Genomic DNA, 16,935 nt, shown 5'->3' with positions numbered 1-16,935 from the left:
CCCTCATTGCGCCGCCACCGTGGCCGCGCCCTCGCGGCGGCGGCGGGCCGCACCTGCCGCCACCCGGTAGCGCCGGTCGCTCAGGCTGAGCAACCCGCCCAACGCCATGATCGCGCTGCCCGCCCACAGCCAGTTGGCGAAGGGCTTGATGTAGGTGCGCACGGCCCAGCCCCCGCCAGCCTGCGGATCGCCCAGCACAAGATAGACGTCGCGGAACAGGCCATAGTCGATGCCCGCTTCGGTGGTCGGCATCCCGGCCGCCGGATATATCCGCTTTTCGGGCGTCAGCGTGGCGACGTGGCGGCCATTGCGGTGCACTTCCATGAAGCCCATGGTCGAGTGATAGTTCGGCCCTTCCACGTTGCGCACATCCGCCAGGGTGATCTCATAGCCGTCATGGCTGAAGGTCTCGCCGATCTGCGCCACGCGGATATCCTCGCTCTCCCAGGCGATCAGCCCGGCGACGGCAAAGACAGTGATGCCAAGGCCCGCGTGCGCCGTGGCCTTGCCCCAGTCGGCGCGCGGCACGCGCCGCAGGCGGCCCAGGCGACCGGCAAGCGCCCCGCGCCCGGTGCGTGACCACAGGTCCGCGCCCGCGCCCAGCACCACCCAAAGGCCCAGCAGCACGCCCACCGGTCCCAAGGCCGAACGCCCGGTCTGCATCGCCCAGACCAGCGCGCCCATCGCCATCGACAGCAGCAGGATCGGCCAGAGCGGCTGCATGGTGCGGCGCAGGTCACCGCGCTTCCAGGGCAGCATCGCCCCGATCGGCAGGATCGCCGCCAGCCCCACGAAGAAAGGCGAGAACGCCATGTTGAAGAACGGCGGCCCCACCGACAGCACCCGGTCGAACAGCATTTCCGCCACCAGCGGCCACATCGTGCCCACGAACACCACGAAGGACGACACTGCCAGCAGCACATTGTTCATCACCAGCGCCGATTCGCGGCTGACGGTGGCAAAGACGCCCCTGGCCTCCATCGCCGGGGCGCGCAGGGCAAAAAGGGTCAGCGCCCCGCCCATGAAAACACCGAGGATCATCAGGATGAAGATGCCGCGTTCGGGGTCCATGGCAAAGGCATGCACGCTGGTCAGCAGCCCCGAGCGCACGATGAAGGTGCCGATCAGCGAAAAGCCGAATGCCAGGATCGCCAGCAGGATGGTCCAGCTTTTCAACGCCTCGCGCTTCTCCACCACGATGGCCGAGTGCAGCAGTGCGGCTGCGAAAAGCCAGGGCATCAGCGAGGCGTTCTCCACCGGATCCCAGAACCAGAAACCGCCCCAGCCCAGCTCGTAATAGGCCCACCACGACCCCAGCGCGATGCCGATGGTCAGAAAGACCCAGGCCGCCAGCGTCCAGGGCCGCACCCAGCGCCCCCAGGCGGCATCCACGCGCCCCTCGATCAGCGCGGCGACGGCGAAGGAGAACGCCATGCTCAGCCCGACATAGCCCAGATAGAGAAACGGCGGATGCAGCGCGAGGCCCGGATCCTGCAAGAGCGGATTCAGATCGGTGCCGTTGAACGGCGGCAGGCCAAGGCGCAGGAACGGATTGGAGGTGAACAGCGTGAACGCCATGAAGGCCACGGTGATCGAGGATTGCACCGCAAGCACCCGTGCACGCAGACTGTCGGGCAGATTGCTGCCGAACCAGGCGGCGCTGGCCCCGAACAGCGTCAGGATCAGCACCCACAGCAGCATGGAGCCCTCGTGATTGCCCCACACGCCCGAGATCTTGTAGATCATCGGCTTGTCGGTATGCGAATTGTTTACCACCAGATCGACCGAGAAATCCGAGGTGACAAAGGCCCAGGTCAGCGCCGCGAAGCTGAACGTCACCAGAAAGAACTGGGCCGAAGCCATGGGCTGCGCCACGGCCATCCAGCTGCGCCAGCCCTTGTGTGCCCCGACCAGCGGTATCAACGCCTGCGCGATGGCGATCATGAATGCCAGGATCAGCGCGAAATGACCAAGCTCTATGAACATTCCCGAATGCTACCTCTGCCTTGTGCGGCGGCCCGTCAGCTTCCGCCTGGCCTTGCCGTAACCCCGTAATCGCCCGATCCGTAATCGCCGGTGCCGTCCTGCCAGTGCCCCTGCGCCTTGAGCGCTTCCATCACTTCCTTGGGCATATAGGTCTCGTCGTGTTTGGCAAGAATCTCGGTGGCGTGAAAGACCCCGTCCACATAGCGCCCGGTGCCGACCATGCCCTCGCCCTCGGCAAACAGGTCGGGCAGAACCCCGGCAAACACCACCGGCACATCGGCGCCACCATCGGTCACCAGAAAGCGCACCTCGGCGCCCTGGCCGCGCTCAATCGTTCCGGGCGCGACCAGCCCGCCGATGCGAAAGGTCTCACTGGCCTCGGGCGGCGCCGCCAGAATCTCGGATGGGGACCTGAACAGATTGATTCCATCGCGCATGGCATAGCCGATCAGCGCGGTGGAAGCGGCAAGCGCAATGCTTGCCAGCAGAATGATCTGAATGCGCCGCTGCTTTTTCAGAGATTTCATCGTCTCACCCGTCGCACGGCCGTTGCAGCCGCCTGTTACCGTATTCACCGCGTTTCGACTTTTCGTTGAAACAGCCCAAACGCTGTAGCTCCTTGATCCTGCGCCACTGAGAACCGAAAAAGTCCATCAGCCCTTTCCAGGGGCGCTTCAAGATATTTCGCGGCGAATATGCCTCATGTTACGCGCGGATGCATGACCTGTCGCAAGGGCTGCGCCAAAAAGAAGCAGATGCCGCGATGACAGCCGGTCAATTCCCCGTGACCGCCGCCCGCGCACGCCACATGATCCACAGGCGCCGGGCTTCTTCTTGGCAAAAATATCCTCGCCGAAGGCAAGGAAGTTTCGGCCGAGTCCCTGCCGCCGGGGCGGCGCCCGAAACGCGAAGGAGGCACCGCAACGGGCGCCGCTCAGGCGGCCAGGGCCAATCGCGATTCGGCCGATTGTTCCACCAGCCATTCCATCACCGTGCGGATCAGCGGCTCGTCCTTCCTGTCTTCGCGGCAGGCCGCGTAATAGCACCGTCGTCCCTGCAACCGCTGCGGAAAGGGCGTGACGAGCCGCCGGACCGAGAGGTCGTTTTGCAGCAGAACCGGCTGCCCGATGGCAAATCCCGCCCCCTCGCGTGCGGCCTGATAGGCCAATGTGGAATTCTCGAACCGGATCATGCGGCTTTCATCGAAGCCGATTCCCAGCATATGCCCCCAGGTTTCCCATTTCTCGCGGTGCAGGTCGGAATAGAGGATATGCGAGCGCATCAGCGCCACCATCGGATCGCCGCCGTATTGCTCGAGCAGATGCTGCGCGCAGATCGGGGTGAAGGCGCGTCCGAACAGCAGCCGCATGTGCAGACCGGGCCGGGGGCCTTCGACGATCTCGATTCCTATGTCGATATCGTCGCGGGCGAAATCGGTGCCGCGAAGGCAGGTCTGGATGCGCAGGTTCGTCTGTGGGGCATGATCGTGCAGCAACTCCAGGCGGGGCATCAGCCATTGGATCGCGAACGTCGGAAACAGGTTGATCGTCACCGCCCGCGTGTCGTGACGGCTCCGGGCCTCGTCCATCGCCGAATTCAGCATCTCGAAGGCTTTCGATATTCCCTCATGTAGCTTGCGGCCCCGTAGGTTGACCTCGATGCCCTGGCGGTTGCGCTCCAGCAGGCCGGTGCCGACCTGTTCCTCCAGCGCCGCGATCTGGCGGCTCACGGCCCCTGGCGTGACGTTCAGCTCGCGCGCGGCGGCCGACATCGACCCCAGCCGCACCGTTGCTTCGAATGCGTGCAGCGCGCGAAAGGCGGGCAAGTATTGCATGTTGAGTTTTCCTCACATCCCCATTGAGGTTTTTATTATTGCCGCCTCTGGCTTAAATCGCAAATATCAGAGAAGATTTCGCAGTTACAGGCGGAAGTGGGGTGGGCGGCTGTGCATGTGACGCCAGCTCAAGCCCGTGTCGCGTGAAGGGGGGAGAATGTCGGCAAGCAGGAAGGGTGGCGCCATGTCGCGCCGCCGGGGCATGTCATCGGTCTGGCGCAGCAACCGGGGTATCGCCATGATGCTTCTGGTGCTGGTGCTGGCGATCGGCCTCTCGATCTGGCAGAGCGACTGGGCGCATCGCGTGTTGCGCGACGGCTTTCGCCTGGGCGGCTTCCCGATGATCGGCGTGGGGTTGATGGTGCTTTGCATCGGGGTGCTCATGTTCGACCGCCGCGCGCGCCTGATCGAGCCCGAGGTCGCCTCTGTCACGCTGCTTTCGGTGGTGGTGGTGCTGGGCGGGCTGGTGTTGCTGCTCGTCATCTTCCAGCTTTACTGGCTTCTGGGTTTTGCGCCTTCGGTGACGCTGTTTGTGGCCGGCATGGCACTGGCGCTGGGGTTCCGGCCGGTCTGGATCGCGCTGGCCACTGGGGCCGGCACCGCGCTTGCCCTCAGCCTGATCGCCTATCTTCTGGGTGTGCCGCTGCCGCATGGCCCGTTGCTGGCGCTTGTGAACGGGTGAACGAATGGTCGATATGGCGCATGTAATCGAGGCGTTTCACCTGGTCTTCGCCTTCGAGACGATGGCCTGGATCCTGTTGGGTGTGGTGGTCGGCGTCGGTGTGGGCGCGATGCCGGGGCTCAGCCCGGCGCCAGCCATTGCGTTGCTGCTGCCGCTGACCTTCACGCTCAGCCTGCCCGCCGCGCTGGGCCTGCTGATCGGGGTCTACAAGGGCGGGGTTTATGGCGGGGCGATCTCGGCGATCAGTTTTGCCACGCCGGGTACCGCCGATGCCGCCACGACCGTGTTCGATGGCCACAAGCTGATGCAGCGCGGGCAGGGCAAGAAGGCGCTGCACATCTCGCTCTATTCGTCGGTCACGGCGGATGTCACGAGTGACATCATCACAATCATCCTCGCACCGACGCTGGCGCTGATCGCGCTCAGCTTCGGGCCGTCGGAACGGCTATGGCTGATCGTGCTGGCGGTTACGCTTCTGGGGGCGCTGTCGGGCGATCATTTCGCCAAGGGGATGCTCGCGGCGGCGATCGGGCTTTTCCTGGCCACCATCGGCTCGGACCCCGTGACCATGGTGCCGCGCAACACTTTCGGGCAGTGGTGGCTGATGGACGGCATCCATCTGGTGCCGCTTATCATCGGGCTTTTCGCGGTGGCGACCATGCTCGAAAAACTGGTCGAGCTGATCCGCGATCGGGCCGCGCGCAGTGGCGCGCCACAGATTGTCCCTCCGGCCTTCGGCAAGAGTGGAGAGCCGCTGACCTTCCGCGAATACCTGAGCTGCTGGAAGGAAATGCTGATTGGCACCGGCATCGGCAGTTTCGTGGGTATCTTGCCGGGGCTTGGGGCGACGGTGGGCGCTTTCCTGTCCTACGGGGTGGCCAAGCAGATGTCTCCCGAGAAGAACATCGGCTCGGGGCGGCTCGAGGGCGTGGCCGCCTCGGAGGCGGGCAACAACGCCACCTGCGGGCCCACGCTGATCCCGCTGCTGGCCTTCGGCATTCCCGGCAGCACCATCGCCGCGCTTCTGGGCGGGGCGCTGGCTATTCAGGGCGTTCAGGCCGGGCCGCGGATGTTCGAGCTTTACCCCGTTGCGATCTACGCGCTGTTCATCATCCTGCTGGTATCGAACGTCTTCAACCTGTTCATCGGACGCTTTTTTGCGGGCATCTATGCGCGGCTTGCGGTGGTGCCGCCGCCGCTGCTGGTGCCGGTGGTGCTGATCATGGCGCTGTTCGGGGCCTATGCCTATCAGAACAACCATTACGATGTGTATCTGGTGCTGGGCTTCGGGCTGCTGGGCTATTTCATGAAGGTGTTCAACCTGCCGGTGGCGCCGCTGATCATCACCTTCATCCTTGCTCCGCTGGCTGAGGAGAGCCTGCGCCGTGCGCTGATGATCAACCGCGGCGACTGGATGGCGGCGTTGTTCACCAGCAACCTGGCGATCGCCCTGGCGGTGTTCTGCGTGGTGGTGACCATCGTTCTGGCCCGCCTGCAGGTGAACCAGCGTGTGAAGACCCTGGCCAGCGTCAGATCTGACGATGGCGAAGGAGGAGAGCGCCCCGGCCCCGGCCACTGAGGCCGGCGGGGCAAGGCGACTATCTGTGAAACGGGAGGAAAAGCAGATGTTCAAGACCCTGAAAATGGCAACCGTCTCGGTCGTGGTCGCGACCGGAATGACCCTGGGCGGCGGTGCGGCCTTCGCCGCCGATGACTACCCGTCACAGGCGATCCAGTTCATCGTGCCCTACAGCGCAGGCGGCGGGCAGGACCGCTGGGCGCGGGTGATCGCCTCGGGCGGCAGCGAGCATCTGGGCCAGTCGATCAATGTCGAGGTGCGCCCCGGTGCGGGCAGCACCGTGGGTTGGGCGCATCTGCTCAGCCAACCGGCAGACGGCTATACGATGATGATCGGCAGCCTCAGCCCACAGCTTTCGGTGCTGTCCGAAGAGTTGCCCGTAACCCATGACGACATCGCGATCGTCAATATCGTGTCCGACTTCAACGTGATCCTGATGTCGCTGCCGGGTTCCGACTGGGCCGACTGGGACAGCATGGTCGCCTATGCCGAGGCCAACCCCGGCGCGCTGACCATCGGCGGCACCGTGGCCCAGGCGCTTGCGGTGGCTGCGGTGTTCGACCAGGCTGGGCTCGAAGGTAATGTGATCACCTATCCCGGCACCGCCGCAGCGGTGACCGATATGCTGGGCGGCCATATCGACATGGCGGTCGTGACCCCGGCCTCTGCGATTGGGCTTGGCGATCAGGCGGTGTCAGTCGCCAACCTGGGGGCCCGGCCCAACAGCGATGAGATGAACGCACAGCTGGGCGGCGATGTGCCCTGGGTGGGCGACATGGGGTATGACGGGCTGCCGCAGCCGCGCTGGATCGGGGTGCATCCCGACACGCCGGTCGAGATCATCGACAAGCTCGATGAAGGCATCCGCGCCATTCTCGAAGCGCCCTCGACCCAGTCGCTGATCCGTGCCCTGGGCGAGGAAGTGATCTATCAGGATCGCGCCTCGGCGCAGGCGGCCTATGATCGTGCGGGGGATACCATCCGCACCTACCTGCCGCTGCTTCAGTAACCTGGGGGCGCCCCCCCGGCGCCGGACCCTTGTAGACAAGGCGCGTCCCCGCGTTGTGCGGGGGCGCGAACCGGGGCGGTATCGCAAGGCTACGAGTTGGGCCTCGGCGGCCGTCCCCCCCCGAGCGCGCGATCCGTCAGCCATTTCCAACCAACTCGCGCCGCCAGATCAGCATTCAGGAGGATTTCGCCGTGCCCATAGAGCACCTTCTCAACATGCGCGCCATTGATGCGATGATCATCCGCGGCGGATCGTCCAAGGGTGTCTATCTCGACATCGCCGATCTTCCCCCCGCGGGGCCCGAGCGCGACGAGGCAGTGCTGCGCATATTCGGCTCGCCCGACGAGCGGCAGATCGATGGCCTTGGCGGTGCCGACAAGCTGACCAGCAAGGTTGCGGTGATGGGCCCCCCCACGCGTGACGGTTGCGACATCGATTACCTGTTCGGCCAGGTCAACCAGGCCCTGCCGCGCATCGATTGGCGACCCAACTGCGGCAATCTGTCCGCCGGCGCCGCGCTCTATGGTGCGCTCTTGGGCAAGGGCCGGCTGGAAGGCGACGCAATGCGCATCGATGTGCATCAGGTCAACACCGGGCGGGTGCTGCGCACGACGGTGCCGATGCTGGGCGACGCGCCTGCGGTCGAGGGCGATTTCGCGATTGGCGGTGTGCCCGGCACCGCCGCGCGCCTGGATGTGGATTTCGGCGGTTTCGCAGGCTCGGCACTGGGCGGCGATGTGCTGCCCACGGGCAATGCGCGCGACATCTACGACATTCCCGGCCTTGGCCCGATCGAGGCCAGCGTGATCGATATGGCCAATCTGCTGATCTTTGTGCGCGCCGCGGATGTCGGCCTGGATACGGGCCTGTCGGTCAACGAGATGCAGGCCGACCCCGCGCTGGTGAATCAGCTCGAGGCGATCCGCAAGGTGGTCTCGCACGAGCTGGGTTTCATCACTGGCCCGGATGCCGACCAGGAACTGATGGTATCCTTGAATCCGCTGGTCTTTGCGGTGGCCGCACCGCGCGATTACGCTGCGACCGATGGCACATCGATCCGCGCGGTGGATCATGATCTTTACGCCCGCTCCTTCGGGAGGCGGGCCTTTTCCAAGGCTTATCCTGGCTCCGGCTCGGCGGGAACTGCCGTGGCGGTGGGGATCGAAGGCACCCTGGCGCAGGAGTATTGCCGGAATGCGCCCGCACCTGGGCGCGATTACGAGATGCGCATCGGCCATCCGGGCGGCTGCCTGTCGGTGCGCGCCCGAACCGATCTGGATACCCAGGGCCGAATGCGTGTAAGCAAGGCGGAAATCGGCCGCACGGCGCGGCTCCTGATGCAAGGAAAGGCCTTTTTCCGATGAGCGACACCCAGGACGATCCCGCACCTTCTGTTCGGCCGAAATCTCCCGCCGGGCCGCTTGCGGGGCTCAGGGTGCTCGATTTTGGCCATACGGTGATGGGGCCGACCACGGGCCTCGTGCTGGCCGACCTGGGCGCAGAGGTGATCCGCATCGAACCCGCGCCCGCGGGCGACCCGACGCGGCGGCTCAAGGGGTTCGGCACAGGGTATTTCCCGTTCTACAACCGCAACAAGCAGAGCCTCGCGGTCGATCTGAAATCCGATGCGGGGCGCGAGATCGTGGAGCGGCTGCTGGCCACCGCCGATGTGATGCTGGAAAATTTCGGCCCCGGGACCATCGCCCGGCTCGGGCTGGATTACGACAGCGTGGCCGCGCGCCACCCGCATATCGTCTATCTCTCGCTCAAGGGGTATCTGCCCGGCCCCTATGAGCAGCGCGCCGCGCTGGACGAGATCGTGCAGATGCAAAGCGGGCTGGCCTACATGACCGGCCCGCCCGGCCAGCCATTGCGCGCGGGGGCCTCTGTCACCGATGTGATGGGCGGGATGTTCGGCGTGATCGGCGTTCTGGCCGCGCTGCGCGACCGCGACGCCACCGGCAAGGGCAGCCTGGTGCGCAGCGCGCTGTTTGAAAGCGCGGTGTTCCTGATGGGGCAGCACCTGGCCTATGCGGCGCTGGCGGATCACCCGGTACCGCCAATGCCGGCGCGGGTCTCGGCCTGGGCGATCTATGACCTTTTCACGCTGGCCGACGACACGCAGTTCTTTCTGGGCATCACCTCCGACAAGCATTGGCGGGCCTTTTGCGACGCCTTCGCCCGGCCCGACCTGCTGGCCGATGAGAGCCTTTCCACCAACAACCGGCGGATCGAGGCCAAGCCGCGACTCAAACCGCTGATCGCCGATATTCTTGCACAGCATGACCTGCCCGAGGCCGCGCGCCTGTGCGAAGCGGCCCGGCTGCCCTTTGCCCCCGTCGCGCGCCCCGAGGACCTGTTCGATGACCCGCATCTGCGCGCCGGCGGGCGGCTGCTGGAAACAGCGCTGCCCGGTGGGGTGCAGGCCGGATTGCCGGGGCTGCCGCTGGAGATCGGGGCCTTCCGCCCGGGGCTGCGCAACCCGCCGCCCGGTCTGGGGCAGGACAGCCGCGGCCTGCTCGCCGCGCTGGGCTATGACACGGCTGCCGTGGCCTGTCTCGAAGAGGCCGGCATCATCGCCTGCGCGCCTGCGCCTGAGTGATCGCCGCCGGTGAAGATCTTGAGCGGTGCCTTTCGGCGCGGCCAGGGCCGCGCCGATGCCTCCGGCGGGGATATTTTTCTCACAGTGAAGGGGTAGGGCGCGCGGCGTGATCTTCACTGTGAAGAAAATATCCCCGCCGGAGGCCCCCATTGGCAAAACGCGCGCGGATGGCCTTGCGACGTGCGGGAGTCGATACTGGCAACGGGCTGCGGTATGTGACATTCGGGGGCGCCCTGCCCAGCATCGCGTGGGGCTTGCCTCGGACGGGCCAGGGAGGGTGACGCATGCAGGATCATGAGGGCGAAAACGGCTGGAAGGAGCAGGCAGAAGCCTGGTGGGAGACCTCGATCATCGAGATGTCGCCGGGCGTGATCCGCTATCACGGCACCCCGGTCGAGGAATTGATCGGCAATGTCAGCTTTCCCGAGATGATCTGGTTCATGCTGCGCGGCACCCGTCCGAATGCCGGGCAGGCGGCACTGCTGGGGCACGCGCTGGTGGCGGCGGTGGATCACGGGCCGCAGGCGCCCTCGATCGCGATTGCGCGCATGGCCGCGACCTGCGGCGTGGGCATCAACAGCGCGATGGCCTCGGCCATCAATGCGCTGGGGGATGTGCATGGCGGGGCGGGTGAGCAGGCGGTGGCGTTCTACAGCGCGGTGGATGAACGCGCGGGCGAGGGGGGCGATGTCGCGCAGGCCGTGGCCGATGAGCTGGACGTGATGGCGGCGCGCGGGGTGAAATACGTGCCGGGCTTTGGCCATCGTTTCCACCCCACCGATCCGCGCAGCCCACGCCTGCTGGCGCTGATTGACGAGGCCGCCGCGCAGGGCGCGGTTTCCGGCCGGTTTGCTGCCATTGCCCGCGCCACCGAGGACGAGATCGCCCACCGCAAAGGTCGGCGCATCCCGATGAACATCGACGGCGCGACCGGCGCGATCTATGCAGAGCTGGGTTTTGCGCCACCGCTCTGCCGGGGGCTGTTCGTCCTGTCGCGCTCGGTCGGGGTGCTGGCCCACGCCTGGGAGCAGATGCAGCGCGGCGAGCGCAACAAGGGTCCGCTGCCGCGCGATGCGACCTGGAAATACACGCCCCTACGCCCTGACGAGTAACCCGCCCGCGCGCCCAGTGCGCCCCTGCGCCTCGTGGTGTTCAGCCGTCCTGGCTCCGGGCGAGGAACCTGTCCATCTCGGCGATCTCGCGGCGCGGGCCGTCATTGTCGGCGGCGATGCGCTGGTAAAGCCCGGCGATGCCTTGCCAGATCATGTGCTCGGGGCGGTCGCTGCCGATGAATTCGGAAATCGATTCCATTTCGGCCACCCAGCGATAGGCCTTGGAATACATTTCGGGCGTGGCGTTCCCGGCGCGTTTGAGCAGCGCGGCCTGGCTGCCGGAAAGCTCGGCGTGCAGCGCCGCACCGGCGCCTTCGCGCTCGGCCGCGAGCATCATTGCCGCCATCAGCCCGGTCAGCCCCTTGGTGATCCCGCCGTAACACATCTTGAGCGCCGATGCCGCGCCGATGCCGCCGTCAACGGCCCTTATGTCGAGGCCCAGATCACACAGCGGCAAGAGCTGCGCCGCCGCATCGCCCGAGACATAGATGCGCGGCTGTTTGCCATCTGACGGGGGCGGGCCGATGATCGCGCCATCGGCAAATTGCGCCCCCGCGGCAGTGACGGTGGCGCCGATTTCCCGGGTCAGCGCCGGGTGGATCGCGTTGAGATCGGCATAGAACGGCGCGGCGCCGGGCGGGAAATGCGCGGCCAGCCGCCTTGCGATATCCAGCGCGATGCCCGGTGGCACAATCGAAAGGATCATGTCGGCCCTGGCGATGGCCTCCCAGCCGGCATGTTCCATTCCTGCATCCGCGGCGCGCCCGCGACTGGCCGCCGACCGGCCCTCCAGGTTGGTCAGCACGCGCGCGCCGTGTTTTGTCAGGACCTTGGCGAGTCCCGCGCCCATTTCCCCCGAGGCGGGGATCCCGATTACCGCTGCCATGTGGCTTTCCTTCCCTGATCTCGCGGCCCCGGGATGAGATGCCGTGCCGCTGTCCCTACAGGAATAGCGCAGCCGGACGGGTTTGATAAGGGCGGTATGCCGCCGTATCCTGCCCGGCGGCAGGAGATGCACTCGGGGCAGGCCTTGGCCTTGGCGCGTCGTGCGGGGTATCAGCGGCGTTTGTCGCCTTGCGGCGGCTGGAGTGTGCCTGCCTTGCGGTTCGGGCCGAACGGATAGCTTGCGCGGGGCTCACGCGGGGTGTCGGGGGATGTGGCCAGACATTCGCCGTCCCGCTGGGCAGAGGCGGCTGCTTTATGTGCGGGTGACGGACCGCGCCGCGCGGGGGCGATCGGCTCGGGCGCGCGCCTGGCCCAGACCGAAACCCAGATTTCGGGGCTCTGGCCGCGCGGCCGCTGGTAGACGGGGGCAACATCGACTACCCGCACGCGAAAGCGCTGCGCGCGCTCGAGCAAGGGCGCCAGTTCGTCTGCCAGGGCAGGGGCGAGATCGCCCAGCCGCTCCAGCCGGGGCGCACGCAGGAATGCAAAGGGGCGCGGGCGGTGGCGCACCAGTACGGTGACGCGGCCATCGGCCTCCTGCCTGAGCCAGCCTTCGTCATCAGGGAAAAGGGCGCGCCGCTGCCATTTGACGGGCACATCCATCAGACGTGTCTTTGCCGCGATTGCCTGCATGGTTACCTGTCCTGCCTGTTCTGCCCTGCCGCGCGGGTTCGCCGCATCTTGTGATGCTGCAAGACTAGCAGAACGGGGCGGCGCGTGCATCCGCGCAGCCGGGGAATGCGCGGGCTCTTGCCGAGGGCGGCGATCGCGGGGGGGGATTCGCCTGTCGCCTGCAAAGCAGGCAGGGCGCCCAACGATTGGGCAAAACCGCAGGCGCGGGGCGCGTGCCACCCGGCTTGCGGTGGTGCGGCGATTGCCGTGCGGGGGGCGGGCCGCTCATCTGGCGGCAACTGGAAGGGCGAGCGATGCAGGCACCCACCCTCTTGACCGGAACGCGGCAGGCCCTGTCCGCAGGGCTGCGGCCCGCAAGCGGCCAGCCCGACGCGGCGCAGGCCGTGCCGCTGATTGTGCGCCCAATGATGCCGGAAGGCACGGCCCAACGCAGCCATGGCGAGGCGCATGTCGCGCTGGCGGCAGGTGCGGGCGGTGCGCGGCTGGCGGGACTGCGACAAGCCGGTTCGGCCAAGGCGATCCTGCCGCGCGTTGCCGGCCCGCCGGAGGTCGTGTTTCTCAACACCTCGGGCGGCCTCACCGGCGGGGACAGGCTGCGCTATGGCGTTGAGCTGGCTGTCGGGCTGCGCGCCACAGCCACCACCCAGACAGCCGAACGCGCCTATCGCAGTGCGGGCGGCGTGGCGCGGGTGGATGTGACGCATCATGTCGGCGCGGGAGGGCATCTCGACTGGCTGCCGCAGGAGACGATCCTGTTCGATGGCTGCGCGCTCAGCCGCCGCACGCGGATCATCCTGGACGGGCCGGAGGCAAGCTGCCTGATGTTGGAGGCCGTGGTGCTGGGCCGCGCGGCAATGGGCGAGACGGTGCGCGAGCTGCTGTTGCGCGACCGGCGCGAGATCTGGCGCGGCGATCGCCCGGTGCTGGTCGAGCCGCTGATGCTGAATGCGGCGGCGTTGCAAGCGGGCGCGGCGGTGTTGCCCGAGGGCGCGCGGGCCTTTGCCAGCCTCGCGCTGGTGGCGCCGGGGGCCGAGGACGCGCTAGCCCCGATGCGCGCCGCCCTTGATGAGCCGGGTGTCGCGGGCGGCGCCTCGGGCTTCGATGGCAAGCTGACCCTGCGCCTGATCGCCGCCGATGGCTGGCCGCTGCGCCGGCAGATCCTGCGGCTTTTGCAGATCCTGCGCCGCGCCCCTGCGCCGCGCGTCTGGCAGATATAGAGGACCGAGATGAACCTGAGCCCACGCGAGAAAGACAAGCTTCTGATCAGCCTGGCGGCCATGGTCGCGCGCGGCCGGCTTGAGCGCGGCGTCAAGCTCAACCACCCCGAGGCGGTGGCGCTGATCACCGATTTCGTGGTCGAGGGCGCGCGCGCCGGGCGTTCGGTGGCCGACCTGATGGAGGCCGGCGCCCATGTCATCACCGCCGAGCACTGCATGGAGGGCATCCCCGAGATGATCCATTCCGTGCAGGTCGAGGCCACCTTTCCCGACGGCACCAAGCTGGTGACCGTGCATCATCCCATCCGCTGACGCGTCACGCGTCGGCGCTACCTGAAAGGTCCGGATATGCGATTTCTCCTTCCAATGACCCTGGGTGCCGCACTGCTGCCCGCATTCGCGCAGGCGCATCCGCATCACGACCACGCCGGGGGCGGGTTTGCCACGGGGCTGGCGCATCCGCTGCTGGGGCTCGACCATGTGCTGGCGATGGTGGCCGTGGGGCTGTGGGCTGCGCTGGCCGGGGGGCGGGCGCTCTGGGCCGGGCCGCTGGTGTTTCTGGGGGCGATGCTGCTGGCGGGGCTGGCGGGCGCGGGCCAGCCCGCATTCGCGATGGCCGAGCATGTGATCGTCGCCTCGGTCATCATCACCGGGCTGGCGGTGGCGCTGGCGATGCCGCTTGCATCGGCGCTGACGATGGTGGCGGTGTTCGGGCTTGCGCATGGCTATGCGCACGGGGTCGAAGGGCCGGGCGGCGGTGCCTATGCGACCGGTTTCATGCTGGCCACGGCGGCGCTGCACGGTGCGGGGCTGGCGCTGGCGCGGTTGGGGCCGGTGGCGGTGCGGATGATCGGCGGCGGCGTGGCGCTGGGCGGCGCCGCGCTGGCCGTGATCTGAGCGGGGAGGGCACGCCATGACCCCCGGAGAGATCCTGCCCGCCAAGGGCGACATCACCCTCAACGAGGGCGCCGAGGTTACGGTGCTGATGGTGGCCAATACCGGCGACCGCCCCGTGCAGGTGGGCTCGCATTATCATTTCGCCGAGGCCAATCCCGGCCTCGATTTCGACCGCGCGGCGGCGCGGGGCAAGCGGCTGGATATTCCCGCCGGCACGGCGGTGCGCTTCGAGCCCGGCCAGAGCCGCGAGGTGCGGCTTGTGCCCTATGGCGGCGCGCGCCGGGTGTTCGGCTTCAACGGGCATGTGATGGGGGATCTGTGATGGCCGCGCGGCGTGATCCATGTGCGGGTGGCGCTGTGGCGGGCAGGAGTGACAGGCTGCTGGCGGGTCATTTTCAATGCAAGGCCACTGGGCTATCTTACTTTGTGGCTTCGTCGGACCCGTGGCGCAGAGGGACGCGCCGGACCCTGGGTGGGCGCATCGCGACGATAACTCAGAGCGCATTTCTCAAAAGCATGAATAGGGTCACTGCTTTGCGCGGCATCGCCAGAGCGCCCTCCCGGGGGGCGGGGCGGGCGCGGCCCGGGCTGACACCCGGGCCAAGCCTCTGGCTGACGTGGCCAAGAACCATTTTCCACGCCTGTCGCCCGCCCACTGATCCGGCCCTTTCCCGAAAGGACATCTGATGCCCTACACGATTTCCCGCGCCGATTACGCCGGCATGTATGGCCCCACCACGGGCGACCGGCTGCGCCTTGGCGATACCGACCTGATCATCGAGGTCGAGCGCGACCTGACAACCTATGGCGACGAGGTCAAGTTCGGCGGCGGCAAGGTCATCCGCGACGGCATGGGGCAAAGCCAGATCACCCGCGCGCAGGGCGCGATGGATACGGTCATCACCAATGCGCTGATCGTCGATCACACGGGCATCTACAAGGCCGATGTGGGCCTGCGCGACGGGCGCATTGCGAAGATCGGCAAGGCGGGCAATCCCGACACGCAGGCGGGCGTCGATGTCATCATCGGCCCCGGCACCGAGATCGTCGCCGCCGAAGGAAAGATCCTCACCGCCGGGGGCTTTGATGCGCATATCCACTTCATCTGCCCGCAGCAGATCGAGGATGCGCTGCATTCGGGCCTGACCACCATGCTGGGCGGCGGCACTGGCCCTGCGCATGGCACGCTGGCCACTACCTGCACGCCGGGGCCCTGGCATATCGGGCGGATGCTGCAGGCAGCCGATGCGTTGCCGATGAACCTCGCATTCGCCGGCAAGGGCAACGCCAGCCTGCCCGATGCGCTGCACGAGCAGGTGCGCGCGGGTGCCGCGGCGCTGAAACTGCACGAGGATTGGGGCACCACCCCGGCGGCGATCGACTGCTGCCTGTCGGTGGCCGAGCAAACCGATGTGCAGGTGATGGTCCATACCGATACACTCAACGAGTCAGGCTTTGTGGAGAACACGATCAAGGCCATCGGCGGGCGCACCATCCACGCCTACCACACCGAAGGCGCGGGCGGCGGCCACGCCCCCGACATCATCAAGGTGGTGGCCAGCCAGAACATCCTGCCAAGCTCGACCAACCCGACCATGCCTTACACCGTCAACACCATCGAGGAACACCTCGACATGCTGATGGTGTGTCACCACCTGGACGCCAAAGTGCCCGAAGACGTGGCCTTTGCCGAATCCCGCATCCGGCGCGAAACGATTGCGGCCGAAGATATCCTGCACGATCTGGGCGCGTTCTCGGTCATGGCCTCGGACAGCCAGGCCATGGGCCGGGTGGGCGAGGTCATCATCCGCACCTGGCAGACCGCCCACAAGATGAAACAGCAGCGCGGACGCCTGCCCCAGGAGCAGGGCGAGAACGACAATTTCCGCGTGCGCCGCTATATCGCGAAATACACCATTAACCCGGCCATCGTGCATGGTATCGCGGCCCATATCGGCAGCATCGAGGAAGGCAAGCGCGCCGATCTGGTGTTGTGGAACCCGACCTTTTTCGGCGCCAAGCCCGAAATGGTGCTGCTGGGCGGCACCATCGCGGTGGCGCAGATGGGCGATTCCAATGCCTCGATCCCCACTCCGCAGCCGGTCTATTCGCGGCTGATGTTCGGTGCGCTGGGCCGCAGCCTCGAGGCTTCGTCCGTGACCTTCGTCAGCGCCGCCGCGCAGGAGGCCGGCGTGGCCGCATCCCTCGGGCTGGCGAAAAGCACGCTGGCAGTGCAGGGCTGCCGGGGGCTGGCCAAGGCCGACATGCGCCTCAACGACGCCACGCCGCAAATCGAGGTCGATCCCGAAACCTATGAGGTGCGCGCCGACGGCGTGCTGCTGACCTGCGAACCGGCGTGCGAGCTGCCGCTGGCGCAGCGCTACTTCCTGTATTGACCGCATCGAAGGAAAGACCAGCCATGACCTTGCCGCAACGCAG

General features: G+C 66.9%; 16 protein-coding genes. 11 read left to right on the top strand and 5 right to left on the bottom strand.

The window, feature by feature from the left end:
- Positions 1–3: 3 nt before the first annotated feature.
- The 3 genes from DQ229_RS09345 to DQ229_RS09335 all read right to left on the bottom strand — a co-directional run bounded on the left by DQ229_RS09345 (position 4) and on the right by DQ229_RS09335 (position 3,820).
- Complete coding sequence (locus DQ229_RS09345) at positions 4–1,986, bottom strand: heme lyase CcmF/NrfE family subunit (RefSeq protein WP_114966014.1); 1,983 nt, start codon at positions 1,984–1,986, stop codon at positions 4–6.
- A 35-nt stretch (positions 1,987–2,021) separates the two neighbouring features.
- Positions 2,022–2,513: a cytochrome c maturation protein CcmE gene (ccmE, locus tag DQ229_RS09340; protein ID WP_114966013.1), complete on the bottom strand. Its 492-nt coding sequence runs from the start codon at positions 2,511–2,513 to the stop codon at positions 2,022–2,024.
- A 407-nt stretch (positions 2,514–2,920) separates the two neighbouring features.
- The gene (locus DQ229_RS09335) at positions 2,921–3,820 is read right to left on the bottom strand and encodes a LysR substrate-binding domain-containing protein (protein WP_114966012.1); all 900 of its coding nucleotides are present in this window, start codon (positions 3,818–3,820) and stop codon (positions 2,921–2,923) included.
- 157 nt (positions 3,821–3,977) lie between these two features.
- On the opposite strand from DQ229_RS09335, the gene DQ229_RS09330 reads away from it, so the two are divergent.
- From DQ229_RS09330 to DQ229_RS09305, 6 genes are all read left to right on the top strand, one after another.
- Complete coding sequence (locus DQ229_RS09330) at positions 3,978–4,502, top strand: tripartite tricarboxylate transporter TctB family protein (protein ID WP_162300811.1); 525 nt, start codon at positions 3,978–3,980, stop codon at positions 4,500–4,502.
- A 4-nt stretch (positions 4,503–4,506) separates the two neighbouring features.
- Positions 4,507–6,081, top strand: coding sequence for a tripartite tricarboxylate transporter permease (locus DQ229_RS09325; protein ID WP_114966010.1), 1,575 nt, complete (start codon positions 4,507–4,509; stop codon positions 6,079–6,081).
- A 46-nt stretch (positions 6,082–6,127) separates the two neighbouring features.
- Positions 6,128–7,090 (top strand): Bug family tripartite tricarboxylate transporter substrate binding protein, encoded by a 963-nt coding sequence (locus tag DQ229_RS09320; RefSeq protein WP_162300810.1) that lies wholly within the window; start codon positions 6,128–6,130, stop codon positions 7,088–7,090.
- Between the two features lie 191 nt (positions 7,091–7,281).
- The gene (locus tag DQ229_RS09315; protein WP_155326485.1) at positions 7,282–8,454 is read left to right on the top strand and encodes a PrpF domain-containing protein; all 1,173 of its coding nucleotides are present in this window, start codon (positions 7,282–7,284) and stop codon (positions 8,452–8,454) included.
- Positions 8,451–9,692, top strand: coding sequence for a CaiB/BaiF CoA transferase family protein (locus tag DQ229_RS09310; protein WP_114966007.1), 1,242 nt, complete (start codon positions 8,451–8,453; stop codon positions 9,690–9,692). The genes DQ229_RS09315 and DQ229_RS09310 overlap by 4 nt, the downstream gene beginning before the upstream one ends.
- A gap of 284 nt (positions 9,693–9,976) precedes the next feature.
- Positions 9,977–10,804, top strand: coding sequence for a citryl-CoA lyase (locus tag DQ229_RS09305; protein ID WP_114966006.1), 828 nt, complete (start codon positions 9,977–9,979; stop codon positions 10,802–10,804).
- A 40-nt stretch (positions 10,805–10,844) separates the two neighbouring features.
- Here the strand turns inward: DQ229_RS09305 and DQ229_RS09300 are convergent, their stop codons facing one another.
- Together DQ229_RS09300 and DQ229_RS09295 are read right to left on the bottom strand one after the other, a co-directional pair.
- The gene (locus tag DQ229_RS09300; protein WP_114966005.1) at positions 10,845–11,690 is read right to left on the bottom strand and encodes an NAD(P)-dependent oxidoreductase; all 846 of its coding nucleotides are present in this window, start codon (positions 11,688–11,690) and stop codon (positions 10,845–10,847) included.
- Positions 11,691–11,860: 170 nt separating this feature from the next.
- Positions 11,861–12,382 (bottom strand): hypothetical protein, encoded by a 522-nt coding sequence (locus DQ229_RS09295; protein WP_155326484.1) that lies wholly within the window; start codon positions 12,380–12,382, stop codon positions 11,861–11,863.
- Between the two features lie 404 nt (positions 12,383–12,786).
- On the opposite strand from DQ229_RS09295, the gene DQ229_RS09290 reads away from it, so the two are divergent.
- The 5 genes from DQ229_RS09290 (at position 12,787) to ureC (ending at position 16,892) form a co-directional block, all read left to right on the top strand.
- Complete coding sequence (locus DQ229_RS09290; RefSeq protein WP_114966028.1) at positions 12,787–13,599, top strand: urease accessory protein UreD; 813 nt, start codon at positions 12,787–12,789, stop codon at positions 13,597–13,599.
- A 9-nt stretch (positions 13,600–13,608) separates the two neighbouring features.
- Complete coding sequence (locus tag DQ229_RS09285; protein ID WP_114966003.1) at positions 13,609–13,911, top strand: urease subunit gamma; 303 nt, start codon at positions 13,609–13,611, stop codon at positions 13,909–13,911.
- A 54-nt stretch (positions 13,912–13,965) separates the two neighbouring features.
- A complete protein-coding gene (locus tag DQ229_RS09280) occupies positions 13,966–14,496 on the top strand; it encodes a HupE/UreJ family protein (protein ID WP_238381019.1) in 531 nt (176 codons plus the stop codon).
- A 16-nt stretch (positions 14,497–14,512) separates the two neighbouring features.
- Positions 14,513–14,818 (top strand): urease subunit beta, encoded by a 306-nt coding sequence (locus DQ229_RS09275; protein WP_114966001.1) that lies wholly within the window; start codon positions 14,513–14,515, stop codon positions 14,816–14,818.
- Between the two features lie 364 nt (positions 14,819–15,182).
- On the top strand, positions 15,183–16,892 hold the full coding sequence (ureC, locus tag DQ229_RS09270) for an urease subunit alpha (protein ID WP_114966000.1): 1,710 nt from the start codon (positions 15,183–15,185) through the stop codon (positions 16,890–16,892).
- Positions 16,893–16,935: the final 43 nt, after the last annotated feature.

Source organism: Alkalilacustris brevis (assembly GCF_003350345.1).
Lineage (GTDB): Bacteria > Pseudomonadota > Alphaproteobacteria > Rhodobacterales > Rhodobacteraceae > Alkalilacustris > Alkalilacustris brevis.
Note: the sequence above shows the minus strand (reverse complement) of the source record. Positions and strands in the feature narration are given on the sequence as shown.